Origin of the sequence: Streptomyces manipurensis, assembly GCF_049570255.1 — a bacterium.
In the GTDB taxonomy this organism is placed as follows: domain Bacteria; phylum Actinomycetota; class Actinomycetes; order Streptomycetales; family Streptomycetaceae; genus Streptomyces; species Streptomyces manipurensis.
In genome coordinates this window covers 3164373-3188873 of the sequence record NZ_CP186950.1, presented here as the reverse complement: position 1 = coordinate 3188873, position 24501 = coordinate 3164373, and the positions used below count along the sequence as shown (strand labels likewise).

Genomic DNA, 24501 nt, shown 5'->3' with positions numbered 1-24501 from the left:
GGGTGTGGAAGTCCTCACGGTGTGTGCGCGTCGGATGGCGGCGGAACAACCGAGGGAGATCACCCGTAGCCGGTGGCGTAAGCGCCCATGGGCCCGGTCCTTCTGAACAGGTGCCTGCCCGACCACCGCCCGGCCCACATCTCAGTAGGCGGCGTCACGCGACACGGGGGCCATACAACCACACCCACGACGAAGGCCCCCAGCCGCTGACGGCTGGGGGCCCACACGCTGTGCCCTCGGCAGGATTCGAACCTGCGACACCGGCTTTAGGAGAGCCGTGCTCTATCCCCTGAGCTACGAAGGCGCACTGGACGGTCGGCATGCGCGCGTGCCGGGCGCGACGTCCTCGCGGACTCGTCCCCTGGCATGCGCCCAGTAGCCAACTGGCCACCGACAGCCTAGCGGATCGTGTTGCACGGATGCGCCCCCATAAGGCGTTGCCGTTCTCCAGGGCTGGTTTTTTCCTCGCTGACCTGCGGTGATCGGGTGCTGTGGCGGGTGGGGCGGCCGGTGGGGTCAGCCGGCGAAGCGGCGGTTTCCGGTGAGGGACCACACGGAGGAGATCCTGCCGTCCGTCACCGCGAACATGTCGATGCCGCTGCGGACCACGGTCTCGCCGCGGCCGCCGTCCTGGCTCTCGATCCACCGGCAGGCCATCTCGCCGCGCTCGGGGTCGACCAGGGGCGCGGCGTCGGCGGCGAAGGTCAGGCCGGTGAGGGCGTGGCCGTTGGCCGAGATGAACGCCATCAGCTCCTCCTGGCCGAAGGTGGCGGCGGAGCCGGTGCCGTCGAAGTCGTCCGCGAAGTGCAGCCGGAAGCCGGGGGCGAGGATGCGCTCGGCGAGGGCGACGTCTCCGTTCCAGAGCGCCGTCCAGCCCTCCACCAGGCGGGTCCCGGCCTCGCGGGTCAGCTGTGCGGAGTCGGTGGTGGGGGTCGTCGTCGCAGACATGGGTGCCCTCCGTGGTCGGTTCGTGGTCACCCAGCCTCCGGGCCGCCGGCGACAACCCCCTGTCGGTGTTTAGGCCCCCGGGAGGCGGCTCAAGCGAAGCTGTAGAGCTCGTCGAGCGGGACCAGAGCGCCTCCCAGGGTGCCGAGTTCGGACAGGTCCATCGGGCGGGGCTCCGCCGTCTCCTCCAGGGCCCGCGCCTCCCGGATGCGGTCGAGGCGGAAGCCCCGTACGCCGGAGTGCAGCCGGCACCAGCCGACGAGGTACCAGTGGTCGCCGCCGAGGAAGCCCAGCGGCTCCACGGTGCGGTCGGCGGTCGCGCCCCGGGCGTCGGCGTAGCGCAGGTGCAGCAGCCGGCCGGTGGAGAGCGCCTCGCGCAGGGTGCGGGGGAGCTCGGAGGGACGTACGGGGTTGACGGTGAGGCGTACCCGGGCGGCGAGTTCGCGCGCGGCCTGGCGCTCCCGTTCGGGCATGACGGCGAACACCTTGTGGAGCGCCGAGCGGGCGTCCGCGGCGAACGGGGTGTCGGACAGCCGGTGCAGGGCCACGGCCAGCGCCGCGGCCTCGGCCGGGGTGATGGTCAGGGGCGGCAGGGTGTGTTCCTTGTCCACCACGTACCCGCCGCTGCGGCCCGGTTCGGCGTAGACCGGCACGCCGGACTGCTGCAGGGCGCCGAGGTCGCGTTCGATCGTGCGGATGCTGACGCCGAAGCGCTCGGCGAGCCACCGGGCGCTGCGCGGGCGGGGCGAGACCGCACGCAACTCCTCCACCAGGGCGTACAGCCGCTCGGTACGGTTCACACCGAAGGACCGTAGCCGATACCGGGCCCCGGACGCCCGGGGATCGGACCGGTGGGTCGCGCCGGCGGGCGCCGACGGGTCGCGGCGGGACCGGGCGACGACGGCCACCCGGTGTGCGGGCCCCTCCCGTTGCGCGCCGCCGGGCTCCTTCTCGCCGCCCGGATGTGGCCGAAAACGGGCTGTCGCTGGTCGGCGTGAAAGCCGCGTGAGGACGACAGGCCCGCTGCATAGGCTGACCACGGGTCGGCCCCGGTGTTCCGCCGGGGCCGTGGAACGAGGGGGGAATCACTGATGGCCGGGTCGCGTGTCCTAGCCCTGGGTCACTACCAGCCGTCGAAGGTCCTGACCAACGCCGATCTGGAGCAGATGGTCGAGACCAGCGACGAGTGGATCGTCAGCCGCGTCGGGATCCGGACCCGCCACAGGGCCGCCGAGGACGAGTCGGTCGCGGACATGGCCGCGAAGGCCGCCGAACGGGCCCTGGCCAACGCCGGGTTGACCGGGGCGGACATCGACTTCGTCATCGTGGCCACCTGCACCGCCCAGGACCGCTCGCCCAACACGGCGGCCAGGGTCGCCGCCGCGGTCGGGGCCGCCGCCCCCGCCGCCATCGACGTGAACACCGCCTGCTCCGGATTCCCGCACGCCCTCGCCCTGGCCGACCAGAGCATCAGGGCCGGCTCCGCCACCAAGGCCCTCGTCATCGGGGTGGAGAAGCTGACCGACTTCGCCGACTGGAGCGACCGCACCACCTGCGTGCTCGTCGGTGACGGGGCGGGCGCGGCCGTGGTCGTCGCCTCCGAACACCCCGAGATCAGCCCGGTGGTGTGGGGGGCCGTGCCCGACATGGGGCATGCGGTGCGCATCGAGGCGCCCTCCCACACCTTCGCCCAGGAGGGGCAGTCCGTCTACCGCTGGGCCACCACCGCCCTGCCGGAGGTCGCCCTCAGCGTCTGCGAGCGCGCCGGCGTCAAGCCCGAGGACCTGGGCGGGGTCGTCCTGCACCAGGCCAACCTGCGGATCATCGAGCCGCTCGCGCGCAAGATCGGCGCGGTCAACGCCGTCGTCGCGAAGGACGTCGTGGACTCGGGCAACACCTCCGCCGCCAGCATCCCGCTGGCGCTGTCCAAGCTCGTCGAGCGGCGCGGGATCCGGCCCGGATCCCCCGTCCTGCTCTTCGCGTTCGGCGGGGGCCTGTCCTACGCCGGCCAGATCATCCACTGCCCGTGACGGGAGTCTCCGACATGACGACGGCCAAGACGACGGCCCGGCCCAAGCCCGCCCCCGACGGCCTGTGGTGGCCCCTGCTGCGCAACCGGGGCACCGAGCCCGCACCCCGGTCGCGCCTGCTGGTGTTCCCGCACTCCGGATCCGGGCCGAACACCCTCTTCCCCCTCATCGAACCGCTTCCCGAGGACGTCGAAGTGCTCGGGCTGTCGCTGCCCGGCCGCGAGCGCCGGTTCGGCGAGACCCCCGGCTGCACCCTCGGCGAGGTCATGGACAGCGTGCGCGACGAGGTGCTCGCCCGCGAGCCGCTGCCCACGGTGGTCTTCGGGCACAGCCTAGGCGCGCTCCTCGCCGCCCGGGCCGCCCGGCTGCTCGGCCCGGACTGCCGGGCGGCGGTCGTCTCCGGCCAGGTCCCCGGCCGGACCCCGCGGCGGGCCCACGCCACCAGCAGCGACGAGGACGCCGTACGGCTGCTGCGGGACGGCGGGGGAACGCCCGCGTGGGTCATGGAGGACCCGGAGATGCTCGCCCACGTCACCCGGGTGCTGCGCGCCGACATCGAGCTCGGCCGGGAGGCCGCCGCGGGCTTCGAGGACGTACGGCTCGACGTGCCACTGCACGCCCTGGGAGGGACGGCCGACCCACTGGTCCCGCACGAGCCGCTGGACGGCTGGGCCGGGCACACCACGGGCTCCTGCCGGGTGCGGCGCTTCGACGGCGACCACTTCTTCCTGCTGGCCGCGGCACACCGCGGCGAGGTCGTGGAGGTCCTGCGCCGGGCGCTCGCGGACCACTGAACCCCGTGGCGGCCCCGGCCCGGTGGCGGGGGCGCGGCAGACCCCGCCACGAGGTCAGGGCCGGGTGATGCGCACCTGGTAGCTGCCGTTGCGCAGCTCTCCCACCACCGAGACGCTGATGCCCGCCTGCTCGTCGGTGAAGGTCTCGCCGGGCCGGAAGGGCGCGTCCGACAGCTCGGCGTGCACGTTGGGCCGCCGGGTGCAGCCGCCGCTGGCCTGGGCGCTGTCCGACACCGTCACCGGGCCGCGTCCGGTGTCCACGTCGGAGTCCACCTTGTAGATGAGGACGCCCGGTTTGCAGACGGCCTCGTCGTTCCCGGCCCGGGTCCGCACCTCCACGGCGTACCCGGCGCTCTCCGACAGCGGGACGAAGGCCAGCTTCGTGCCGCCCTCCACGGCCAGCGGGGACAGGACGTGGTCGCTGGTGCCCGGCTTGGAGGCGCAGCTGATCTGGGTGCTGTCCAGCCAGCCCAGCTTCCACTTGTGCCAGCCCAGCAGGTCGTTGTTGGCCCCCCAGTCCTCGCTCATGATGTCCCAGTGCCCGACGGTGCTCCCGCCGTCCGCCGTGTAGAGGTCGGGCAGCCCGAAGACGTGTCCGTTCTCGTGCGGCAGGACGCGGTAGCCGGTCTCCCGGTAGGTCCCGGAGCCGTCGTCCTGGCGGCTGTAGACGAAGGACGTGTTGGCGAGCGGCACCCCGTCGGCCACCGGTGCCTCGCCGTTGCCCGAGAAGGTCACCGACAGGACGGTGTCCAGGGCGGACGGTCCCGCGTTCGGCGTGACCAGGACGTTGACCAGGTCGTACCGGCTGAAGTCCACCTCGGGGTCGGCGGCCTTCGCGATGTGCTCGACCAGCTGGCGGTAGCCGGGCTCGTACGAGGACCCGCGCTCGATCCCGTACGCGGCGAAGGGCATCGGCATCCGCAGCCAGCCCCCTATCGGCGCCTCGGCCAGGTAGGACAGGCGGCCGTAGGAACTGGTGCGGAACCACTCCGCGGTCTGCGGGAAGAACTCCGCCAGCCGGTCCGCGGCCGTGCCCTCCCCCTTGGCGTCGGGGAAGTCGATCATCAGGTTCAGTGCCCGGACCTCACCCGTCGAGCGGGAGTACCCCGGAGGCGTCGGCAGCCCCTCGGACAACTGCACGCCCATGGTGCCGGCGATCCGGCAGGGTGCGAGGGCCGCCTCGACGGTCGTGGCCACCGCTCCGGCCGCCGACTGGCCTCGGCCGGAGGTGCCGGTGCTGGCGGTCGCCGTGATGCCGAGGGCCAGCGCGGTCAGGCCGATGTACGCGCCGGTCAGGCGTGGTCTGCGTATCCGGTGGCGGGTCTGCGGCATGGAGATCGCCTTCGGGTCCGCGGCAGCCGGCCCTGTCCGGACTGCGCCCTGTCCGCCCACCCTCCGCCGGGCGTGGCGCGCCCGCGCGCCGGGAGAGGCCGAACGTGGAGGGGCTTGTGACCCGGATCACACGAGGGGGTGAAATAACCGGGGACTGGATCCCCGTTTGTACGTGAGTCCCGCCAAGCGGGGACCGAATCCCCGTTTGTGGCGTGCCGGCCCCGCAGTCCGATCCGCCCGATGCCGTCGACCGCCCGAGGAGGCCCCGGAATGAAGAGCGCCACCACCGCCGCACCGGCGGCCACCACCGTCGCCGAGCCGGCCGGCGCCCTGCCGCGCCCGCGCGCCGACGCCGTCCGCAACCGCGAGCGGATCCTGGCCGCGGCGCGCGAGGTGTTCGTGGAGTTCGGCTCCGGGGCGCCCTTCGACGAGGTCGCCCGCCGGGCGGGCATCGGCAACGCCACCCTCTACCGGCACTTCGCCGACCGGCCCACCCTCGTCCACCACGTCGTGCTGTTCACGATGGACCGGGTGTCGGCCTCGGCCGAGGCGGCGCTCGCCGAGGAGGCCGACGCCTTCGCCGCGCTGTGCCGGTTCACGCACGCCGCGGCCGACGAGCGGATCGGAGCCCTGTGCCCGATGCTCGCCGACGGCTTCGACCGCGAGCACCCCGAACTCCTCGACGCCCGCATCGCCCTGCAGGCTGCCGTCGAGCGCCTGCTGGCCGCGGGCCAGGAGGCCGGGCTGGTCCGCACGGACATCGGCGCCGGCGACCTGATGGTCGCCCTCTCCCAGCTCAGCCGGCCCCTCCCCGGGACCGCCTGCCTCGACACCGACCGGTTCGCCCACCGCCACCTCCAGCTGTTCCTCGACGGGCTGAGGGCGCCGGCCTCCTCCGAACTCCCCGGTACGGCGGCCACCTTGGAAGACCTGGCACGGAAAACCGTGTGACACCGCCAACCCTCCCGAACTAGCCTTTTTCAGTCATTCCGCACAGTGAAGTGGGTACCCCCATGCCAAAAACGGCCGCGACGCTCCCGCCGGCTGCCGACCCCAGTCGCTGGAAGGCCCTCGTCTTCATAGCCCTGGCCCAGCTGATGGTCGTCCTCGACGCGACCATCGTGAACATCGCCCTCCCCTCCGCCCAGACCGATCTGGGCATCTCCGACGGCAACCGCCAGTGGGTCATCACCGCGTACGCGCTGGCCTTCGGCGGACTGCTCCTCTTCGGCGGCCGCATCGCCGACAAGTGGGGCCGCCGCAACGCCTTCGTCGTCGGCCTCATCGGCTTCGCCCTGGCCTCCGCCCTCGGCGGCGCCGCCAACGGCGAGGCCATGATGCTCGGCGCCCGCGCCCTCCAGGGTGCCTTCGGCGCACTGCTGGCCCCGGCCGCCCTGTCCCTGCTGGCCGTCATGTTCACCGACGCCAAGGAGCGCGCCAAGGCGTTCGGCATCTACGGTGCGATCGCCGGTGGCGGCGGCGCCGTCGGCCTGATCCTCGGCGGCGTCCTGACCGAGTACCTCAACTGGCGCTGGACGTTCTACGTGAACATCCCGTTCGCGATCGTCGCGGCCGTGGGCGCCTGGATGGTCATCCGCGAGCCGGCCGGCTCCCGCAACCGCGCCCCGCTGGACATCCCCGGCGTGCTGCTCTCCACCCTCGGCCTCGTGGCCCTGGTGTACGGCTTCACCCGCGCCGAGTCCGAGGGCTGGACCGACGTCGTCACCCTGGTCATGTTCGCCGCCGCCGTGCTCCTGCTGGCCGGGTTCGTCCTGGTCGAGGCCCTGGTGAAGTCGCCGCTGCTGCCCCTGCGCGTGCTGCTGGAGCGCAACCGCGGCGGTGTCTATCTCTCGCTGGGCCTGGCCGTCATCGCGATGTTCGGCCTGTTCCTCTTCCTCACGTACTACCTCCAGGTCGTGAAGGGCTTCTCGCCCGTCAAGACCGGCTTCGCCTTCCTGCCCATGATCGCGGGCATGATCACGGGCTCCACGCAGATCGGCGCCCGTCTGATGACCCGCGTCCCGCCGCGCCTGCTGATGGGCCCGGGCTTCCTGGTGGCCGCGGCCGGCATGCTGATGCTGACCCAGCTGGAGGTCGGATCCTCGTACGCGACGCTGATCCTCCCGGCGCAGCTGCTGCTCGGCCTCGGCATGGGCACGGCCTTCATGCCGGCGATGTCCCTGTCCACGCACGGTGTGGACCCGGCCGACGCCGGAGTGGCCTCCGCGATGGTCAACACCTCGCAGCAGGTCGGCGGCGCCATCGGCACGGCCCTGCTGAACACCATCGCCGCCTCGGCGACGACGGCGTACCTGGCCGACCACGCGGCCGAGGCCGCCGCCGGCGGTCCCGCGGCGCAGCTGGTGCAGGCGCAGGCCATGGTCGAGGGCTACTCCTCCGCGATCTGGTGGGCGGTGGGCATCCTGGCCGCCAGCGCGGCCATCGCCGTGACGCTGATCAACACCGGCCGTCCGGGTGCGGGAGGTCCGGTGGCCTCCGGCTCGCCCGAGGACGCCGAGTTCAAGGTGCCGGTGATCGCCCACTGACGGCGGCGCCCGCCCGGGAATGACTGCACACCCCACCTGGTTCAAATTTGAACCAGGTGGGGTTGGTCTTTTCCGGCACCGGCCCCGCAGCACGCACCACGGAGGAGCACCCCATGGTCCCGGCCCCCGCATCCCCGGCCCCCACCCCCTCGGACCCGGCGGGCCCGCCCCGGCGGGACGTCCGCATGCCGGCGCTGTACCTCAGCCACGGCGCGCCGCCGCTCGCCGACGACCCGGTCTGGCCGGGCGAACTGGCCGCCTGGTCCGCGCGGCTGCCCCGCCCCACGGCGATCCTGATGGTCTCGGCCCACTGGGAGGAGGCCCCGCTGGCCCTCGGCGCCACCGAGCGCGTACCGCTGGTGTACGACTTCTGGGGCTTCCCGGAGCACTACTACCGGGTCCGCTACGACGCCCCCGGCGCCCCGGAGCTCGCCGCCTCGGTCCGCCGCCTCCTGCGCACCCCCGGCACCCCCGTCCAGGACCTGCCCGACCGGGGCCTGGACCACGGCGCGTACGTACCGCTCGTCGAGATGTTCCCCGAGGCCGACATACCCGTCCTGCAGATGTCCCTGCCCACCCTGGACCCGCGCCGGCTGATGGACCTCGGGCGCAGGCTCGCCCCCCTGCGCGACGAGGGCGTCCTGATCGTCGGCAGCGGCTTCTTCACCCACAACCTGGCCGCCCTGCGCCACCAGGGCCCGGGCGTCCCCGGCTGGTCCGCCGAGTTCGACGCCTGGGGCCACGAGGCGCTGGCCGCCGGCGACCTGGACGCCCTGCTGGACTTCGAGGCCAAGTCCCCGTCCGGCCGCCTGGCCCACCCCCGCACGGAACACTTCGCCCCGCTCTTCGTGACCCTCGGCGCGGCCGAGGCCGCCGGCGACCTCGACGCCCGCCGCGACACGGTGGACGGCTTCTGGATGGGCCTCTCGAAGCGCAGCCTCCAGTTCGGCTAGCGGTCCGCCTCCGGTCCGGGCGCGCTCGCGGGGGACCGGTTCGCGGGGAAGGTCCCGGTTGTGGGGCGTATGGGGTTCGGGTGCCGGGGCGGGCAACCAAACGGTGGCAGGGGCCGTCCTCATGGGTGAGCGTGTGGTCGAGTGCGGCGCCGGAACGGTTCGCTCTTCCGGCCTGACCTGCGGCTCTTCGGGTTTTTGCGGCCGGCGTCCCGCTGAGGGCGGGGCAGGATACTGCAAGATCTCGAGAAAGAGGGGGCGGCGCGGGAATTCTGTCCCGATTCCAGTCGTTGTTTCCTTCGGAAGCGGGCACTCGGGAGAGTGTCCGGGGACGCACCAGCGCACCACCGGTGGCGTCCGGCAGCCGCACCGCGACCGAACTCATCGCAAGGGAGCACGCATGGCAACCCGCGCCGTCGCCCGTCGTCAGTCCACGAGCAGCGCTCGCGCTGCGGGCGGGGAGATCGCAGACCGCGACCTGGTCGGCATGTACCTGGACGAGATCGCGCGCACCCCGCTCCTCGACGCAGCCAGGGAAGTGGAGCTCTCCCAGATCATCGAGGCGGGCGTCTACGCCCGGCAGATCCTGGACGGTGAGGCAGAGCGGAAGGGGGAGCCCCCCACCCGCGAGGAGCTGGAGGCGCTGGCCGCGGAGGGCGAGCGCGCCAAGGAGATCTTCATCCGCTCCAACCTCCGTCTCGTCGTCGCCGTCGCCCGCCGCTACCCGCGCAGCGGGCTGCCCCTGCTGGACCTGATCCAGGAGGGCAACGCCGGCCTGGTCCGCGCCGTCGAGAAGTTCGACTACACCAAGGGCTTCAAGTTCTCCACGTACGCCACGTGGTGGATCCGCCAGGCCATCACACGTTCCATCGCCGACCAGTCCCGCACCATCCGCCTCCCCGTCCACCTGGTCGAGGAGCTCGGCCGCATCCGCCGCGTCCAGCGCGAGTTCAACCGCGAGAACGGCCGCGACCCGGAGCACGCCGAGATCGCCGCCGAGCTGGACTCCACGGAGAAGCGCGTCGGTGACGTACTGGACTGGGCGCGCGACCCGGTCAGCCTGAACATGTCCGTGGACGACGAGGGCGACACGCAGTTCGGCGACCTCCTGGAGGACACCTCGGCGATCTCGCCCGAGCAGTCCGTGCTCTCGCTGCTGCGCAGCGAGGAGCTGGAGGACCTGCTCGGCAAGCTCGACCAGCGCACGGCGTCGATCATCAAGATGCGGTACGGCATCGACGACGGCCGCGAGCGGACCCTGACCGAGGTCGGCAAGCAGCACGGCCTGACCCGGGAGCGGATCCGCCAGATCGAGAAGCACGCCCTGCTGGAGCTGAAGCGGATGGCGCGCGACACCGGCTTCGACGCGGTCGCGTAACCGCCCCGGGCGGCGCGGGCGCCGCCCCCCTGAACGAGCCCCGGCACCTATCCCCCCAGGTGCCGGGGCTCCCTTCTGCCCCGCGCGGCCCCGTGCCCGCCCGCCGTCAGGGCGCGCCCGCTCCCGCCGCCGAGGTGAGCTGCGCCCCCAGCGTGCGGGCCGCCTCCACCAGCGCCGGGGGAGCCTGCACGGTGAACGGGACGCCCGACAGGGCGAGGCGGACCGCCAGCCACTCGGGGGCGTCCCCGCTCTCGAACCGCACCCGGGCCCCGCCGTCCCCGCAGGCCTGCGCGTGGTCGCGCAGCCATGGGGGCAGTACGGCCGGCTCCGCGGCGAAGGTGACCTCCACCGGGCAGGTGCCGCGGCCGTTCAGCCCGCGCCGCACGAACTCCTCCGCCTCCATCGGCAGCTCCCGCGGCGCGAACCGGGCCCCCGTCGCGAAGGCCTCCTCCACCCGGTCCACCCGGAAGGTCCGCCAGTCCTCCCGGTCCAGGTCGTAGGCGACCAGGTACCACCGGCTGCCCGTGCTCACGAGCCGGTACGGCTCCACCAGCCGCCGGGACTCGGCCCCGTCCTTCGCCCGGTAGGCGAAGCGCAGCCGCTCGGGGCCGGCCACCGCGGAGGCCATCGTCGTCAGCGTGCGCGGGTCCACGCTGGCCCCGTCCCCCCGGGTGAGGGCGATCGTCGCCGACTGCAGGGCGCCGACCCGGTGCCGCAGCCGTGAAGGCAGCACCTGTTCCAGCTTGGCCAGGGCGCGTACGGAGGCCTCCTCGACCCCCTCGATCGCGTGCCCGGCCCCGGCCCGCAGCCCGACCGCGATCGCCACCGCCTCCTCGTCGTCGAGGAGGAGCGGGGGCATCGCCGCGCCGGCGACCAGCCGGTAGCCGCCCCCGGCTCCCAGCGTGGCCTCCACGGGGTAGCCGAGGTCGCGCAGTCGTTCGATGTCGCGGCGGATGGTCCGCGGGCTCACGCCGAGGCGGTGCGCGAGCTCGCTGCCGGGCCATTCGCGGGGCGTCTGGAGGAGGGACAGCAGGGAGAGCAGCCGTGCCGGGGTGTCGGTCATGTCACCAGGCTGCCAGTGAAAGCGGACACCATCTGACCTATATCCCGTCTAGGTTTCTCCTCATGACCACCGAGACGTCCAAGACATCGCCCGAAAGAGAGAACGGGCCCGCACCGGAAGAGCGGATCGACACGGCTCCCGACGCACCCAGCTCACCCGCCGACCGCCGCCGCTGGCTGGCGCTCGCCATCGTGATGACCGCGGCCTTCATGGACCTGGTCGACGTCACGATCGTCAACATCGCGATACCGAGCATGCGCCAGAACTTCGGCGCCTCCACCAGCGCGATCCAGTGGATCACCGCCGGCTACGCACTCGCCTTCGCCGCAGGCCTCATCACCGGCGGCCGTCTCGGTGACATCTTCGGCCGCAAGCGCCTCTTCCTCATCGGCATCGCCGGCTTCACCGCCGCCTCGCTGCTCTGCGGCATCGCCGCGAACCCGGGCATGCTGGTCGCCTCCCGCCTGCTCCAGGGCGGCATGGCCGCGCTGATGGTGCCGCAGGTCCTGGCGATCATCCACGTCACCTTCCCGCCCCAGGAGCGCGGCAAGGTCTTCGGCATGTTCGGCGCGATCGTCGGTCTGGGCGCGGTCTCCGGCCCGATGCTCGGCGCGCTGCTCACCGAGTGGAACCTCTTCGGCCTCGAATGGCGCCCGATCTTCCTGATCAACCTGCCCGTCGGCATCGCGGGCGTGATCCTGGGCCGCAAGTTCATCACCGAGTCGAAGGCTCCCCAGGCCCTGCGCCTGGACCTGGTCGGCGTGGTCCTCGCCACCTCCGCCCTGGTCCTGCTGATCTTCCCGCTCACCCAGGGCCGGGAGAACGGCTGGCCGGTGTGGGGCTTCGTGTGCATGGCCGCCGCTCCGCTGGTGTTCGCGGCCTTCATCGCGTACGAGAAGTACAAGATCAAGAAGGACGGCTCCCCGCTCGTGGAGCTCTCGCTCTTCAAGGTCAAGAGCTTCGCGGGCGGCATCGCCGTCCAGCTGACCTTCGGCATCGCGACCGGCATCTTCTTCCTGGTCTGGACGATGTACATGCAGATGGGCCTCGGCTGGAGCGCCCTGCGCGCGGGCTGTACGGGCATCCCGTTCTCCATCGCCGTCTCGGTCGCCGCCGGCCTGTCCGTCGAGAAGCTCGTCCCCCGCTTCGGCCGCAAGGTCCTCCAGGCGGGAGCCCTGACGATGGCCGCCGGCCTCCTGCTCTACATCTGGCTCTCCGACCACTACGGCATGGAGATCACCTCCTGGCAGATGGCCACCCCGCTGGTCGTCATGGGCGTCGGCATGGGCCTGATCGTCGCGCCGCTGAACGACACGATCCTGTCCGAGGTGCCGCGACGCGACGCGGGATCGGCCTCCGGCCTGATCAACACCACCGGCCAGACCGGCAACGCCCTGGGGCTCGCCCTGACCTCCGTCGTCTTCTTCGGGCAGATGGACGACGACATGATCTTCGGCCCGCCGTACGTCGAGGCCTTCCGGGGCGCGCTGTGGTGGGTCGTGGCCGTCCTGGTCGCCATCTTCGCGGTGATGTTCTTCCTGCCGCGCAGGGCCCTGCCGATGGACGAGCGCGAGGGCGCCGCGGAGCACGCGGGCGCCGTCACCGAGAAGGTCCCGGCCCACTAGCCGGACGCGGACGCCGGATCCCGTCGACCCGGACCCGGCCGTACGCAGCGCGCGAGGCCCGCCCCTCCCGAGGGGCGGGCCTCGCGCACTGCGCCGCGGTGTGCCCGCCCGCCTCGGGCGGGCACCCCGGGGTCAGCGGACGCGGGCGCGCAGCTCCATGGCCTCCCGCGCGGCGGCCTCGCTCTCGTACACCTCGCACATGTGCCGCCCGTCGGGCGTCGCCGTGTGCTCGACCTCCCACAGGCTGAGCTCGGTCCCGTCCAGCAGCACGAAGGCGTGCTCGTAGAGGTTGAAGCCGGCGTCCCGCCCGTTCGACAGGGCCTGCCGCGCACCGAAGGCCTGGGTGATCTGGTGTGCGTACGCCCCGCGCAGGCGGGCCGCGATCCGCTCGCCGGGCCGGTCCGGATTCTCCGCCCGGCGCAGCACGCGCCGGGCGTGGTCGGCGGACTCCTCCACCGCGTACTCCCGGTGCCGGTGCACCGGCGTCGCCGGGACGAACAGCGCGCTCAGCGCCGCCGCGTCGCCCTCCGGCTCCTCGTCACCCGGCAGCAGCACCGCGTCCTGGGCGGTCCCGGCCACCGGCTCCCCGAACAGGCGCGTCACCGCGAGGCAGGCCTCCGCCTTGCTCGCGAAGACCTCGTGCCGTACGGCCCCGTCGACCTCCGGCCGGTAGGACAGCTCCCACAGGGACACCGCTCCGCCGTCGGCCAGCAGGTAGGTGTGCCGGTGGGTCTCCCGCCAGGTCCCCGCCGCCGGACTGTGGTGCGTGGTGTAGAGCGAAGAACTGTGGGCGAGCGCCGTGCCGAGGCGCTCGACCAGCCGGTCCGGCAGGTCGAAGGAGTTCAGGGCGCGGCCGAGGAGTCGGCCGAGGTGCGCCTCGGTTGTCTCGTACGGATCGCTCAAGGGGGGTCTCCAGGCCGTCGCAGCTTGTCACTTCGCGGATGCTCAACGTAACCCCTGGTTCTGACATCACGTCCGGGGTTCGGTAAAACGTCCGGGAAGCATCGGCGGTTCCCGCCACACCTTCAGGTCAACTTGCTTACGGATGCACACGGTTGGGCCCGCTCTGGGTGGAATCAGGGGACTATGGGGTGCATGGCAACGAATACTGTGGGCGTCCCCAGACAGCTGACCCGCTCCCGCGGCGGGCCCGAGGGCGAGCGGGGGGCCGCCCCGAAGGGGCTCGCCTGGCTGCTGGTCCTCACCGGCGCGGCCGGCGTGCTGGCCTCCTGGGTGATCACCCTCGACAAGTTCCTCCTGCTGGAGGACCCGGACTTCAAGCCCGCCTGCAGTCTCAACCCGGTCGTCTCCTGCGGCAGCGTGATGCAGAGCGACCAGGCCCAGGCCTTCGGCTTCCCGAACCCGATGCTCGGGCTCGTCTCGTACGCGGTGGTCGTGTGCGTCGGCGCCGGCCTCCTCTCCGGGGCCCGCTACCGGGGCTGGTTCTGGCTCGGACTGAACGTCGGCACGGCGTTCGGTGTCGCGTTCTGCACCTGGCTGATGGTCCAGTCCCTCTACGAGATCAACGCGCTCTGCCTGTGGTGCAGTCTGGCCTGGGTCGCGACCCTGCTGATGTTCTGGGCGGTGACCGCGCACAACGTCCGTACGCGCGTCCTGCCCGCCCCCCGTCCCGTGCGGGTTTTCTTCGACGAGTTCGGCTGGGCACCGCCCGCCCTGCACATCGGGGTGATCGGCATGCTGGTCCTCACCCGGTGGTGGGACTTCTGGACCGGCTGATCCCGGCCCGTGCGCGGGCGTGCGCGAGGGCCCCGGCAGCTGGACGCTGCCGGGGCCCTCGTCACGTCACTCCGCGGGCCCGGGGGCCCGGACCCCCGCGCGGGGCGGGGGGAGCGGAAATCAGCTGCCGACGGAGGCGTTGCCGGAGAGGACCGGGATGTTGTCCAGGATGTGGGAGAGCGGCTCGTCGCCCTTGGCCTGGGTGGAGTTCTCGGTGCACTGCTGGTTCTGCGGGTTGGACAGGACGTTGATGTCCTGGACGCCGATGTTGAGCGCGGCGATCAGCGACTGGGCGTTGACCTTCGCCGGCAGGCCGATGCAGGGCTTGTTCAGCGTGCCCTGGACGAGGCCGAGCTGCGGGCTCTGGTCGCCGTGGGTCTTCTGGTTGCCGTAGGCCTGCACGGCGCCGTTGCCGTTGACGGTGCTGATGCCGTTGTCGTTGCCGATGGCCATGGCCGGAGCAGCGGCAGCAGCGCCCGCGCCGACGGCAACGGCGGAAACCGCGGCGGCGGTCATGAACTTCTTGAACATCTTGATCCTTCTGTCGCACGAGTGCCCGCTGATGGAGCGCCCTGGTCAACTGCCCTTCCCTGCTTTGGTTCCGCCGCTTCACTCAAACGGCCTGCCTCGCGCGGGGTTTTCCCCGCCCCGGGTGAGCGGCCTGCGGACGCGTGCGCGAAGCCCGTACGCAGCCCGCACCGGTTCAAGATCCTGTTGCGCTCCGTGCGGACTGGTGCACGGTAGGTGATGAATCGGATCGCCCGAATCCGCTTCCCTGTCCCCACGCGAAGGAACGCCCATGCACCGACCGAAGCCGTCCCGCGCCCGACTCCTCGTCCCGTCGGCCCTCGCCGCCGTCATACTGGCCGGCGCGGCAGCTCCCGCGGTCGCCGCGGACGCGGACCGTACGGCGCCGGCCGCACGGGTGGCCTCCGTCCAGCAGCAGATCGAGAAGATCGAGCAGCGGGCGGCGGCGGCCGGTCCCATCGACGACCTCCTGGCGGGACTCAACAAGACCCTCGCGGACCTCCTGGCCTCACTGGGCGACCTGCTGCCCGACGGGGTGACGCTGCCGCCGATCCAGCTGCCCGAGCTGCCCGAGATCCCCGGACTGCCCGAGCTCCCGCCGCTGCCCGAGCTGCCCGAACTCCCCGAGATCCCCGGTGTCCCGCCGCTCCCGGAGCTTCCCGAGATCCCGGAGGTCCCGGACGTTCCCGTCCCGTAGGGCACGGGGCGGCCGGCGTCACGGCAACACGGCAACATGCTTACGACAATTGAGCCGAACAGGTCTGATCATGTGTGAAGCCGTGTCGTTCTGAGGTGGTGGACCGTTTCGCTCGGTGTGAGCCCCGGAGCGGGGCAGAACATCGAACAGAAGGTGCACTTCCCATGAACTCTGCCAAGAAGGCCGCCCTGGTCCTGGCCACCGCCGGTCTCGCCGCTGCCGGCGCTGCCGGCTCCGCCGTCGCCGACTCGTCGGCCGAGGGCGCGGCCGTGGGTTCCCCCGGCGTCCTCTCCGGCAACCTGCTCCAGGTCCCGGTCCACGTCCCGGTCAACGTCTGCGGCAACACCGTGAACGTGATCGCCCTGCTGAACCCGGCGTTCGGCAACGTCTGCGTCAACGACTGACGTCGTCCGCGGAACCCGCTGTGGGCGCCACCGGCATCGCCGGTGGCGCCCACAGTCATGTCGGGGCGGGGTCCGGCAGGTTCGGCCGCTCCGGCCGGTCCCGCCGGAGCGGGTCAGCCCTGGCCGCCGTTGAGCTTCACACCGCCGAGCAGCGGAGAGGCCTGGGTGGCGTTGTTCGCGACCCCGAGCACCGTGCCCGGCACGTCGTTGCGCACCTTGTTGACCTTCTGGGCGGTGCCCACGACCTTGTTGACGGTGTCGCCCTGCTCCGCCAGTCCGTTGCCCACGGTCTGCGGCAGGGACTCGGTGACCGGGCCCGCCGCGTTCAGCGTCTCCGTCACCCCGCTCGTCAGGCTCATCGGGGGCATCGCGGCCGCGGGCTCGGCGGCGAAGGCGGGGGCGGCGGCGGAGGCGCCGAGGGCGGCGACGGAGCCGGCGACGACAGCGGCGACCTTCGAGAGCTTCATAATCGGAATCCTCTTCTTTCCTGGACAGAGGCGTCAGCGGCGACCGTCGCGCCGCTTTCGCCGTGGCTAACGATTCCCGGGCGGCCCGGAAACGCGGAAGCGCGAGTACATGACAGCGGCCGGAGAATCCGACGAGGGATTCTCCGGCCGATATTTCTTGCGATTACCGGTATTGCCGCTCAGACCTCGCGGGAGCGCCGGTACAGAATGGCGCCGCCCAGGACCAGCGCGGTGGCGAGGGCCGCCGCGGCCGCGGTCGAGCCCGCACCGGTCTCCGCCAGGACGGGCGCGCTCACGTGCGCCGGGGCGGGAGCCTGCTCGGGCGCCGGCGCCGGTACGGGCGCGGGCGCGGGGAGGGGGGCCGGGGCGGGCGCCGGAGCCGGGGCGGGTGCCGGGGGCATGTGGACGGGGGTGTCGCCGGCGGGCGGGGCCGGAGGCTGGTCGCCGGGGGGTACGACCTCGGGACCGGGCGCCGGGACCGGGTGCTCGACGGGCTGGCTGCCGTGCGGCGGGGCCGGTGCGGGGCCCTCGTCCACGGGCGTGGGGGCCTCGGGCGCGGGAGCCGGGGCGGGCAGCGTGTGGGGCGTCTCCTCGGCCGGCGGCTGCGGGGCGGGGGCCGGGGCCGGCAGCGGCGCGGGCTGCTCCGCGGCGGGCGGGGCGGGCGTCTCCGGGAGCGGCTGGGGGAACGGCTCCGGGACGGGCAGCGGCGCCGGGTGGTCCTCCACCGGCACCGGCATCGGGTGCGGGTGTTCGGGTGCGGGCGGTCCGTGCTGCGCCGGCGGGGCCGGCGCGGGGTGGTCGTCGCACTCCTCCTCGCCCTGCTGTCCGCCGGGGCTGCCGTAACCGCCCTCGTGCCGGGGCTCCTCGTGGCGCGGCTTGGCATGGCGCGGGCCGTCGTGACGGGGGGCCTCGTGACGGGGCGCTTCGTACCGGGGGGCCTCGGGGGCGGCCTCGGGGCGCGGCACCTCGTGGTGGCGCTGCCCGGGGACCGCGTGCCGGCCCTGCCGCTCGTCGAGGTAGCGCTCGAAGGCCTCGGCGTGCTCGGGGCTGAGGTGGCGTGCGTAGTCGTGGCCGCCGTCGGAGTGCGAGCCGCCGCCGGTGACACAGGTGTTCCCCATGGCGGGGTTCAGGGCGGCGCCGCCGTCCACGCTGTTGCCGCACACGTTCGGGGAGAACGTGATGGGTACCGAGACGCTGTTGCCGGACAGCACGCCCGGCGAATGCGAGGCCTCTGCCGTCGCGCCGTTGTGCGCGTAGGCGGCGCCGGTCGCGATCGAGAGCAGGCTCGACGCGGCCGCGGCCGTGAGCATCCCCTTGCCCAGTACCTGTCGGCTCAGTACCTGTCGCATGGGTCCTTCCCTGTCTACCGGCAGGAGCGCCGGTGCTGTGTCGAAGACGGTCCCGGAGTGCACCGCCGCGCACTCCGGGACCACTTCGAGGAGGTCTGCCCTCGCGGGCGCACGCTCTGCGTCAGGCGTTGACGCAGGTGTTGCCGAACGCCGGGTTCAGCAGGGCGATGACGTTCACGGTGTTGCCGCAGACGTTGACCGGAACGTGGACCGGGACCTGGCCGAGGTTGCCGGAGAGGACACCGGGGGAACCCACGGCCGCGCCCTCGGCCGCGGCGTCGGCCATGGCGGGGGAGGCGGCTCCGGCGGCCATCAGAACGCCGGCGGCCAGCACGAATGCCTTCTTGTACGTCATTTTGCTTCCGATCCTTCCCGCAGAGGCGTATCCACTGCAGAATCAACAACGAGTGGCCGGGGCAAAAGAAACCGGATTTTCCGGTGCCTCGGTAAATTCACTCCGCCGCCCGGCCGAATTCTCTGGCGGAACATTTCTCCACTGTTTTCCCGTATTACGGGAACAGGGCCCGACATGCGGCGAGGCCGCCGCGACCCGAAGGTGCGGCGGCCTCGCTGGCGCGGGGCTCGATCAGCTGCCGGCGGAGGCGTTGCCGGAGAGGATCGGGATGTTGCTGAGGATGTGCGAGAGAGCCTCGTCGCCCTTGGCCTGGGTGGAGTTCTCGGTGCACTGCTGGTTCTGCGGGCTGGACAGGACCGGGATGTCCTGGACGCCGACGTTGACCAGGGCGAGGACCGACTGGACGTTGGCCTTCGCGGGCAGGGCGATGCAGGGCTTGTTGAAGGAGCCCTGGATGAGCGCCATCTGCGGGCTCATGTTGCCGTAGGTGGCCTGGTTGCCGTAGATCTGCGCCGAGTTGTTGCCGTTGACGGAGTTGACGCCGTTGTCGTTGCCGATCGCCATCGCCTGCGGGGCCATGGCGGCACCCATGCCCACGACCGAGGCGGCAACCGCGGCCGAGGCCATCATCTTCTTGATCATTGTCGTCCCTTTTTTGCAGGATTGCCCGGTAGTGGAGCACCCGGATCAACGGCCGGGCCCCGGTTCGGGTTGCGTGGCTTCACCCGGATGCAGGCGTTTCGTGCCATGTGATTGACGCTCAGGCGCTCGGACGGGGCCGCTGGAGCCGGCTCGGAACCGTGCGCGTACGGGCGCGCGTGCGCGCGTGCGGGCGTCCGCGCGCGGGCGTCCGTGCGCGGGACCGCCCCGGCCCGTATTTCTTTCTCGGTTCGAACAATGGTGCTCCGGGTAACGAGCCGTTCGCCGGCAGGGTGTGTGCCGTCGCTCAAAAGGCCGTACGAGCGAGTCCGACGTGATTTCCAGCCCGATTTCTGACAAAGTGCACTCCTGTTTTGTCCCCTTGATCGAAAATGGAGACAGGGTCATGGGTTCCTCCGGCAGAATCCTCGGCACGCTCGGCCTGATGTCCTGCTTCGCACTTTCCGTGAACGCCCCCGCGGTCGCAGCCACCGTGCCCGCCCCGAAGGAACTGCCCCGGATCCCCTTCACCCAGCGTTACCAGGCCGTGCAGCACGGCGGGGTGGTGCGCGCCTCCAACTCCGGCATCAGCTGCCGCCGGGAGGAGTCCGCGCAGGCCGAGCCGTGCGCCGAGGTCAAGCGCGGCGCGGCCGGGGTGAACAGCGACTTCGAGATGTTCTACAGCGAGGTCGACAAGGACCCGGACACCTACAACTCCACCCGGGCCGACCTCAAGGTCCCCAAGGGCGCCAAGGTCTCGTACGCCCGCCTCTACTGGGGCGGGAACCTGCGGGTGGGTGAGCAGAAGCCGCCGGAGGACAACGGCCGGGTGCTGGTCGCCGAGCCCGGCGGTGCCTACAAGGAGGTGCTCGCCGACACCGTGATCGGCCACCGCACCGACGCGGGCAGCGACGCCTACCAGGCCTCCGCCGACGTGACCCCGCTGGTCCGCAAGGGCGGCGCGGGGATGTGGACGGTCTCCCAGCTGAACATCGCGATGGGTCACTCCGAGGTGGGGGCCTGGGGCGGCTGGACGCTGGTCGTCGCCTACGAGCACCCGCAGGAGCCGCTGCGCAGGATCTCGCTGTGGGACGGTTTCGAGCTGCTCGCCGCCCGGGCCGGGGACGGGGTCGTCGAGGTCGACGGCCTGGACGCCCCGGCCGGCTCGGAGGGCCGGGTCGGGGTGGTGGCCTACGACGGGGACCGGGGCACCCTCGGTGACTCACTCACCGTGACGGCCGACAGCGGGCGCCGGACCAGCCTCAGTGATGAAGAAAATCCTTTTAATGATGTTATGAATTCTACGATCACGGAATTCGGTGGTCAGTCGTTCGTGCGACAGCCCGAACATATGAATAACCTCGGATATGACGCGGACGTGTTCGACCTGAGTCCCGCCCTGTCCGAGGGAGCCCGCAAGCTGAACTTCCGGTTCACGGGCGAAAGCCAAGGCCATTTCCTCGGTGTGCTCTTCGTTCAGACAGACGCGCGCCGCTGAACGCAGGAGACCCCTCCACGTGCCCACGCACCCCGGGGCGACGCAGCCCACGACCGTCCTCCATCTCGTCCAGCCCGTAGAAGGCGGTGTGGCCAGGGTCGTCACCGACCTCGTCCGCGCCCAGACCGCCGCGGGGATCCGCGCAGTCGTCGGCTGCCCGCCCGGCGGCACGCTCGGCGACGCCGCCCGCTCGGCCGGGGCCGAGGTCCTCACCTGGCGGGCCGGACGCTCCCCGGGCCCCGCGCTCCCCGCCGAACTCCTCGGCGCCCGGCGGCTGCTGCGCCGCGTGCGCCCCGACCTCCTGCACGCCCACAGTGCGAAGGCCGGACTGGCCGGCCGGCTGGCCGCACGCGGCACCCTGCCCACCGTCTTCCAGCCGCACGCCTGGTCCTTCGACGCCGTCGGCGGAGCCACCGCCGCACTCGCCCTGCGCTGGGAGCGGTACGGGGCCCGTTGGGCCGACCGGGTGCTCTGCGTCAGCGAGGCCGAACGCCGCGCGGGCGAGACCGAGGGCATCACCGCCCACTGGACGGTGATCCGCAACGGAGTCGACCTCGGCCACTTCACGCCCGGCGAGCCCGGTCCCGGCCGGGACCGCACGCCGGCCCGCGCCGCACTGCCCCTGCCCCCCGGCTTCGCCGGCGACGGGCCGCTCGCCGTCTGCGTGGGCCGGATCTGCCCCCAGAAGGGCCAGGACGTCCTGCTGCGGGCCTGGCCGGAGACCTCCGCCACCGTCCCCGGAGCACGCCTGGTCCTCGTCGGCGACGGCCCCGACACCGAACGGCTGCGCGCCACCCCACCACCCGGCGTCCACTTCGCCGGAGCCGCCGCCGACATCCGACCGTGGCTTCGGGCGGCCGATCTCGTTGTACTGCCGTCGCGGTGGGAAGGCATGGCGCTCGCCCCGCTCGAGGCGATGGCCTGCGGCCGCCCGGTCCTGGTCACCGATGTCAGCGGTGCCCGGGAGAGCCTGCCGCCCGGCCAGGGACGCCTGTGCCTGGTGCCGCCGGAGGACCCGACGGCCCTGGCCAAGGCCCTGGGACGGCTGCTCGCCGAGCCGCGGCTCCTCGCCGAACTGGGGGAGCAGGCCCGGCAGCACGCCCGGACCGACTTCGACGTGCGGCGGACCACGGACGCGGTCACCGGCCTGTACCACGAACTGCTGGGCAGGCCCCGGCCCTTGAACCAGGAGCGCAACAGCCGATGACGATGGACAGCGCACCAGCCCGGCACCCCGGGCAGGGCGGCACGGGCGGCGGCGCCTTCGCGGCCGCCCCCCACCCGGCCGCCCGCCGTTCCGCGACCGCCATCCACCCCCCGCGCGGCCCCAGGACGGACCGCGCCCGCGCCGCCCTGCGCCCCCGCCGGGTCCGCCGTCGCGGCCGCGTGCTCCCGCTGCTGACCGCCGACGCGCTGGCCGCCGTACTCACCGCCACGGCGCTCCCCGGGCACCTGGCGGCCGCCCCGGCCGCGCTGCCGGTCGTCGCCGCCCTCCCCGCCGCGCTCGCCGCGCTCCACGCCCAGGCCGGCCTCTACCGGCCGCGGCTCGCACCCTCCGCCCTCCTCGAACTCCCCGCCGTGGCGGGCCGGTCCGCCGTCCTGTGGTGCGCCGCCGCCGCAGCGATCGCCGCCGCCGGACCCACCCACCCCCTCGGCTGGAGCGCCCTGCTCACCGCCGTGTGCCTGCAGACCGTCCTGGTGTGCGCGGGACGCGGCCTCGTCAACCAGCTGCACCGGCGCTCCGCCCTGCGCAGGCCCGCCTCCACCCTCGTCGTCGGCCCCGGGACGGGAGCCGGCGCCATCGCCGCCGCCCTGCACGGCCGTCCCGAGCTCGGGCTGCGCCCGGTCGGGCTCGTCGGCACCGTCCCCGCCGAAGGGGACACCGGGACCCTGCCGCTGCTCACCACGCACGAGGACATCCGGCGCGCCGTCATCCAGAACTCCGTCCGGCACGCCGTCTTCACCCGCCCGCCCGAGGCCGACGAGCGCACCGCCTCCCTGGTCAGGCTCTTCCACGACCACGGCTGCCGGCTGTGGCTCGCCGACCCCGCCGGCACCACCCGGATCACCGGGATGCGGTCCGCGAACCCCGCGGACCAGCTGTGGGGCCACGCCGTGCAGCCACTGCTGCCGCGCCCGGCCCGGCCCGTGGAGCGCGCCGCCAAGCGGGCCGTCGACTCGGTGCTCGCCCTGATCGCCCTGGTCGCGGCGGCACCCGTGATGGGGCTGTGCGCGCTCGCCGTACGCCTGTGGGACGGACCCGGGGTGATCTTCCGTCAGGAACGGGTCGGCCTGTACGGGAGGCCTTTCACCCTGCTGAAGTTCCGTACCCTGCGCGCCGACGCGCACGAGTCCGCCACCCGGTGGACCGTGGCCGGCGACCGCCGGATGAGCCCCGTCGGGTCCTTCCTGCGCAAGTCCTCCCTCGACGAGCTCCCGCAGCTGTGGAACGTCGTACGCGGTGACATGAGCCTGGTCGGCCCGCGGCCCGAACGCCCCTTCTTCGTCGCCAAGTTCTCCACCGTCCACCCCGGCTACGAGGCCCGCCACCGGATGCCGGTCGGCATCACCGGCCTCGCCCAGGTCAACGGGCTGCGCGGCGACACCTCCATCGAGGACCGGGCCCGCTTCGACAACCACTACATCGACACCTGGTCGCTGTGGCAGGACCTGTGGATCCTCGCCCGCACCGCCGCCTCCTTCTTCCGCTTCAGGCTGGGGGGCAGCTGATGAGCCTCGCCGTCCCCGGCCCGTGGGCCCGGCCCGACCTGCCCGGCACCCTGCGCCGGCACTGGCCGCTGCTGCCGCTCGCCGCGACCGTGCTGCTCCTGCTCGCCCCGCTCCCCGCGGGCGACGCGACGGCCTCCGGGAAGGTCGGCCCCGCCGACGCCGCCTCGCTGCTGCTGGTGCTCGTCTGCGCGGCGCAGGCGCTGCGCGGCCGGGTGCGGACGCTGACCCCGCTCGGCGTGCTCGTGCTCGGGACGCCCGCCGTGGGCCTCGCGGTCGCGACGGTCACCGCCGGGGACCCCTACGCGGCGCTGCCCGGCTTCGTGCGCTACCTCCAGGTGTTCGTCCTGGTCCCGGCGGCCGTGGTGCTGCTGGTGCGGGACGCCCGCGAGTTCCGGCTGGCCGCCGGGTGCTTCGTGGTGCTGGCCCTGGTGCAGGGCGCGCTCGGGGTGGTCCAGTACGCCACCCACACCGGCGCCTCCTACCAGGGCGAGGACGTCCGCGCCGTGGGCACCTTCGGCCCCGGCGACGTGATGGGCATGGCCACCGTCGTCGCGTACGGGCTGGTCGTCGCCACCGCCGCCGCCCTGGCCCCCGGCCTGTCCCGGCGCACCCGCCGGATCGCGGGGGCCTGCGCCCTCGTCCTGGTCCTGCCCCTGGTGCTGTCCTTCAGCCGCGGCGCCTGGATCGCCACCTTCGCCGCCGCGCTCCTCGTCATGGCGCTGGCCGGGATCCGGCGGGCCCTCGCCGTGCTGACCGCGCTGGCCGCCGCCGGGGTGGTCCTGGTGGGCGGGCTCGGCGTCGGCTCCGAGATGGTCGCCGAACGGCTCACCTCCATCACCCAGGTCTCCAGCGCCCCCGACCAGTCCGTGACCGACCGCTACACGATGTGGGCCGCCGCCGAGTCCATGTGGCGCGAGCGGCCCGCCGTCGGGGTCGGGCTCAAGGGCTTCCCGGCCCACCGCGACGGGCACGCCTCGCTGGGCCTGTCCTCCGGCAGCGACACCGCCGGAGCGGGCCAGGGCTACATCCGCCAGCCCCTGCTGTCCCCGCACAACATGTACCTGCTGGTCCTGAGCGAGCAGGGGCTGATCGGACTGACCGCGCTGGTGGGCGGCTGGGCGGCCCTGCTGGTCGCCGGACTGCGGCGGCTCGGCGCCGACGCGGGCCGCGCGGCCAGGGACTGCGGCCTGATCGCGACCGGACTGCTCGTGTGGCAGCTCACCGACTTCCTGTACGCCGACATCGGCGGCCCGTCCACCGTGCTGACCGGCGTGATCGTCGGCCTGGCGGCCTGGTGGGCGCTCCCGTCCCCCTCCCCGGCGACCGCCGACGCTTCGAGCGGCCGGTGACGGGCGCCACGCCCTGGCGGCCCGCCGCCGGCCTCCCGGCCGGGGCGGGCCCCGCCCGTGTCCCGGCCGCGTCCGCCACCGGCGC

At 73.0% G+C, this 24501-nt stretch carries 24 protein-coding genes and 1 tRNA gene; 14 read left to right on the top strand and 11 right to left on the bottom strand.

Annotated elements, in window-relative coordinates:
- Positions 1–231: 231 nt before the first annotated feature.
- From ACPU2J_RS14645 to ACPU2J_RS14635, 3 genes are all read right to left on the bottom strand, one after another.
- A tRNA-Arg gene (locus tag ACPU2J_RS14645) sits at positions 232–304 on the bottom strand.
- Between the two features lie 212 nt (positions 305–516).
- A complete protein-coding gene (locus ACPU2J_RS14640; RefSeq protein ID WP_361594802.1) occupies positions 517–948 on the bottom strand; it encodes a nuclear transport factor 2 family protein in 432 nt (143 codons plus the stop codon).
- Positions 949–1037: 89 nt separating this feature from the next.
- Positions 1038–1745 carry a helix-turn-helix transcriptional regulator gene (locus tag ACPU2J_RS14635; protein WP_423833411.1) on the bottom strand — a complete coding sequence of 236 codons (708 nt, stop codon included), beginning with the start codon at positions 1743–1745 and terminating at the stop codon, positions 1038–1040.
- Positions 1746–2036: 291 nt separating this feature from the next.
- Between ACPU2J_RS14635 and ACPU2J_RS14630 the strand changes: the two genes are divergently transcribed.
- Together ACPU2J_RS14630 and ACPU2J_RS14625 are read left to right on the top strand one after the other, a co-directional pair.
- Positions 2037–2975 carry a beta-ketoacyl-ACP synthase III gene (locus ACPU2J_RS14630; protein WP_423833410.1) on the top strand — a complete coding sequence of 313 codons (939 nt, stop codon included), beginning with the start codon at positions 2037–2039 and terminating at the stop codon, positions 2973–2975.
- A gap of 14 nt (positions 2976–2989) precedes the next feature.
- Complete coding sequence (locus ACPU2J_RS14625; RefSeq protein WP_361594796.1) at positions 2990–3769, top strand: thioesterase II family protein; 780 nt, start codon at positions 2990–2992, stop codon at positions 3767–3769.
- 54 nt (positions 3770–3823) lie between these two features.
- On the opposite strand, the gene ACPU2J_RS14620 is transcribed toward ACPU2J_RS14625, so the two are convergent.
- Positions 3824–5101 carry a M6 family metalloprotease domain-containing protein gene (locus tag ACPU2J_RS14620; protein WP_420080513.1) on the bottom strand — a complete coding sequence of 426 codons (1278 nt, stop codon included), beginning with the start codon at positions 5099–5101 and terminating at the stop codon, positions 3824–3826.
- A 270-nt stretch (positions 5102–5371) separates the two neighbouring features.
- Between ACPU2J_RS14620 and ACPU2J_RS14615 the strand changes: the two genes are divergently transcribed.
- The 4 genes from ACPU2J_RS14615 to ACPU2J_RS14600 all read left to right on the top strand — a co-directional run bounded on the left by ACPU2J_RS14615 (position 5372) and on the right by ACPU2J_RS14600 (position 9975).
- Entirely contained in the window at positions 5372–6052 is a 681-nt protein-coding gene (locus ACPU2J_RS14615) for a TetR/AcrR family transcriptional regulator (RefSeq protein WP_420080514.1), read from the top strand.
- A gap of 62 nt (positions 6053–6114) precedes the next feature.
- A complete protein-coding gene (locus ACPU2J_RS14610) occupies positions 6115–7647 on the top strand; it encodes an MFS transporter (RefSeq protein WP_361594790.1) in 1533 nt (510 codons plus the stop codon).
- Between the two features lie 185 nt (positions 7648–7832).
- On the top strand, positions 7833–8600 hold the full coding sequence (locus ACPU2J_RS14605) for a dioxygenase (RefSeq protein WP_361594864.1): 768 nt from the start codon (positions 7833–7835) through the stop codon (positions 8598–8600).
- Positions 8601–8997: 397 nt separating this feature from the next.
- Entirely contained in the window at positions 8998–9975 is a 978-nt protein-coding gene (locus ACPU2J_RS14600) for a sigma-70 family RNA polymerase sigma factor (RefSeq protein WP_361594786.1), read from the top strand.
- 106 nt (positions 9976–10081) lie between these two features.
- Here the strand turns inward: ACPU2J_RS14600 and ACPU2J_RS14595 are convergent, their stop codons facing one another.
- On the bottom strand, positions 10082–11038 hold the full coding sequence (locus ACPU2J_RS14595) for a helix-turn-helix transcriptional regulator (protein ID WP_420080515.1): 957 nt from the start codon (positions 11036–11038) through the stop codon (positions 10082–10084).
- 62 nt (positions 11039–11100) lie between these two features.
- On the opposite strand from ACPU2J_RS14595, the gene ACPU2J_RS14590 reads away from it, so the two are divergent.
- Positions 11101–12663, top strand: a complete 1563-nt coding sequence (locus ACPU2J_RS14590) for an MFS transporter (protein ID WP_420080516.1) — start codon at positions 11101–11103, stop codon at positions 12661–12663.
- A gap of 132 nt (positions 12664–12795) precedes the next feature.
- Here the strand turns inward: ACPU2J_RS14590 and ACPU2J_RS14585 are convergent, their stop codons facing one another.
- Positions 12796–13566 (bottom strand): DUF6227 family protein, encoded by a 771-nt coding sequence (locus ACPU2J_RS14585; protein WP_420080517.1) that lies wholly within the window; start codon positions 13564–13566, stop codon positions 12796–12798.
- A gap of 192 nt (positions 13567–13758) precedes the next feature.
- On the opposite strand from ACPU2J_RS14585, the gene ACPU2J_RS14580 reads away from it, so the two are divergent.
- Positions 13759–14400, top strand: a complete 642-nt coding sequence (locus ACPU2J_RS14580; RefSeq protein WP_420080518.1) for a vitamin K epoxide reductase family protein — start codon at positions 13759–13761, stop codon at positions 14398–14400.
- A 120-nt stretch (positions 14401–14520) separates the two neighbouring features.
- Here ACPU2J_RS14580 and ACPU2J_RS14575 read toward each other — a convergent pair whose 3' ends face one another.
- A complete protein-coding gene (locus ACPU2J_RS14575; protein ID WP_361594776.1) occupies positions 14521–14931 on the bottom strand; it encodes a rodlin in 411 nt (136 codons plus the stop codon).
- A 268-nt stretch (positions 14932–15199) separates the two neighbouring features.
- On the opposite strand from ACPU2J_RS14575, the gene ACPU2J_RS14570 reads away from it, so the two are divergent.
- A complete protein-coding gene (locus tag ACPU2J_RS14570; protein WP_420080519.1) occupies positions 15200–15625 on the top strand; it encodes a hypothetical protein in 426 nt (141 codons plus the stop codon).
- Positions 15626–15789: 164 nt separating this feature from the next.
- Positions 15790–16029 (top strand): chaplin, encoded by a 240-nt coding sequence (locus ACPU2J_RS14565; RefSeq protein WP_030845163.1) that lies wholly within the window; start codon positions 15790–15792, stop codon positions 16027–16029.
- A 113-nt stretch (positions 16030–16142) separates the two neighbouring features.
- On the opposite strand, the gene ACPU2J_RS14560 is transcribed toward ACPU2J_RS14565, so the two are convergent.
- From ACPU2J_RS14560 to ACPU2J_RS14545, 4 genes are all read right to left on the bottom strand, one after another.
- Positions 16143–16496 (bottom strand): hypothetical protein, encoded by a 354-nt coding sequence (locus ACPU2J_RS14560; protein WP_361594772.1) that lies wholly within the window; start codon positions 16494–16496, stop codon positions 16143–16145.
- 179 nt (positions 16497–16675) lie between these two features.
- Positions 16676–17845 carry a chaplin family protein gene (locus tag ACPU2J_RS14555; protein WP_423833409.1) on the bottom strand — a complete coding sequence of 390 codons (1170 nt, stop codon included), beginning with the start codon at positions 17843–17845 and terminating at the stop codon, positions 16676–16678.
- A 121-nt stretch (positions 17846–17966) separates the two neighbouring features.
- Positions 17967–18200, bottom strand: coding sequence for a chaplin (locus tag ACPU2J_RS14550; RefSeq protein WP_361594768.1), 234 nt, complete (start codon positions 18198–18200; stop codon positions 17967–17969).
- 231 nt (positions 18201–18431) lie between these two features.
- Positions 18432–18842 carry a rodlin gene (locus ACPU2J_RS14545; RefSeq protein WP_361594766.1) on the bottom strand — a complete coding sequence of 137 codons (411 nt, stop codon included), beginning with the start codon at positions 18840–18842 and terminating at the stop codon, positions 18432–18434.
- A 403-nt stretch (positions 18843–19245) separates the two neighbouring features.
- Here ACPU2J_RS14545 and ACPU2J_RS14540 point away from each other — a divergent pair, with 403 nt between their 5' ends.
- Genes ACPU2J_RS14540 through ACPU2J_RS14525 form a run of 4 tightly spaced genes read left to right on the top strand, consistent with a single transcriptional unit; the run spans position 19246 to position 24416 of the window.
- The gene (locus ACPU2J_RS14540) at positions 19246–20337 is read left to right on the top strand and encodes a DUF3344 domain-containing protein (protein ID WP_420080521.1); all 1092 of its coding nucleotides are present in this window, start codon (positions 19246–19248) and stop codon (positions 20335–20337) included.
- 19 nt (positions 20338–20356) lie between these two features.
- Positions 20357–21544 carry a glycosyltransferase family 4 protein gene (locus tag ACPU2J_RS14535; protein ID WP_420080522.1) on the top strand — a complete coding sequence of 396 codons (1188 nt, stop codon included), beginning with the start codon at positions 20357–20359 and terminating at the stop codon, positions 21542–21544.
- Entirely contained in the window at positions 21541–23067 is a 1527-nt protein-coding gene (locus ACPU2J_RS14530; RefSeq protein ID WP_423833408.1) for an exopolysaccharide biosynthesis polyprenyl glycosylphosphotransferase, read from the top strand. The genes ACPU2J_RS14535 and ACPU2J_RS14530 overlap by 4 nt, the downstream gene beginning before the upstream one ends.
- Complete coding sequence (locus ACPU2J_RS14525; protein ID WP_423833407.1) at positions 23067–24416, top strand: O-antigen ligase family protein; 1350 nt, start codon at positions 23067–23069, stop codon at positions 24414–24416. The genes ACPU2J_RS14530 and ACPU2J_RS14525 overlap by 1 nt, the downstream gene beginning before the upstream one ends.
- Positions 24417–24501: the final 85 nt, after the last annotated feature.

Bases quoted from the DNA above. Each gene is read 5' to 3' on its own strand.
- ACPU2J_RS14640 (WP_361594802.1), bottom strand. From the start codon at position 948: ATGTCTGCGACGACGACCCCCACCACCGACTCCGCACAGCTGACCCGC.
- ACPU2J_RS14630 (WP_423833410.1), top strand. From the start codon at position 2,037: ATGGCCGGGTCGCGTGTCCTAGCCCTGGGTCACTACCAGCCGTCGAAG.
- ACPU2J_RS14625 (WP_361594796.1), top strand. From the start codon at position 2,990: ATGACGACGGCCAAGACGACGGCCCGGCCCAAGCCCGCCCCCGACGGC.
- ACPU2J_RS14620 (WP_420080513.1), bottom strand. From the start codon at position 5,101: ATGCCGCAGACCCGCCACCGGATACGCAGACCACGCCTGACCGGCGCG.
- ACPU2J_RS14615 (WP_420080514.1), top strand. From the start codon at position 5,372: ATGAAGAGCGCCACCACCGCCGCACCGGCGGCCACCACCGTCGCCGAG.
- ACPU2J_RS14610 (WP_361594790.1), top strand. From the start codon at position 6,115: ATGCCAAAAACGGCCGCGACGCTCCCGCCGGCTGCCGACCCCAGTCGC.
- ACPU2J_RS14605 (WP_361594864.1), top strand. From the start codon at position 7,833: ATGCCGGCGCTGTACCTCAGCCACGGCGCGCCGCCGCTCGCCGACGAC.
- ACPU2J_RS14600 (WP_361594786.1), top strand. From the start codon at position 8,998: ATGGCAACCCGCGCCGTCGCCCGTCGTCAGTCCACGAGCAGCGCTCGC.
- ACPU2J_RS14595 (WP_420080515.1), bottom strand. From the start codon at position 11,038: ATGACCGACACCCCGGCACGGCTGCTCTCCCTGCTGTCCCTCCTCCAG.
- ACPU2J_RS14590 (WP_420080516.1), top strand. From the start codon at position 11,101: ATGACCACCGAGACGTCCAAGACATCGCCCGAAAGAGAGAACGGGCCC.
- ACPU2J_RS14580 (WP_420080518.1), top strand. From the start codon at position 13,759: ATGGCAACGAATACTGTGGGCGTCCCCAGACAGCTGACCCGCTCCCGC.
- ACPU2J_RS14575 (WP_361594776.1), bottom strand. From the start codon at position 14,931: ATGTTCAAGAAGTTCATGACCGCCGCCGCGGTTTCCGCCGTTGCCGTC.
- ACPU2J_RS14570 (WP_420080519.1), top strand. From the start codon at position 15,200: ATGCACCGACCGAAGCCGTCCCGCGCCCGACTCCTCGTCCCGTCGGCC.
- ACPU2J_RS14565 (WP_030845163.1), top strand. From the start codon at position 15,790: ATGAACTCTGCCAAGAAGGCCGCCCTGGTCCTGGCCACCGCCGGTCTC.
- ACPU2J_RS14560 (WP_361594772.1), bottom strand. From the start codon at position 16,496: ATGAAGCTCTCGAAGGTCGCCGCTGTCGTCGCCGGCTCCGTCGCCGCC.
- ACPU2J_RS14555 (WP_423833409.1), bottom strand. From the start codon at position 17,845: ATGCGACAGGTACTGAGCCGACAGGTACTGGGCAAGGGGATGCTCACG.
- ACPU2J_RS14550 (WP_361594768.1), bottom strand. From the start codon at position 18,200: ATGACGTACAAGAAGGCATTCGTGCTGGCCGCCGGCGTTCTGATGGCC.
- ACPU2J_RS14545 (WP_361594766.1), bottom strand. From the start codon at position 18,842: ATGATCAAGAAGATGATGGCCTCGGCCGCGGTTGCCGCCTCGGTCGTG.
- ACPU2J_RS14540 (WP_420080521.1), top strand. From the start codon at position 19,246: ATGGGTTCCTCCGGCAGAATCCTCGGCACGCTCGGCCTGATGTCCTGC.
- ACPU2J_RS14530 (WP_423833408.1), top strand. From the start codon at position 21,541: ATGACGATGGACAGCGCACCAGCCCGGCACCCCGGGCAGGGCGGCACG.
- ACPU2J_RS14525 (WP_423833407.1), top strand. From the start codon at position 23,067: ATGAGCCTCGCCGTCCCCGGCCCGTGGGCCCGGCCCGACCTGCCCGGC.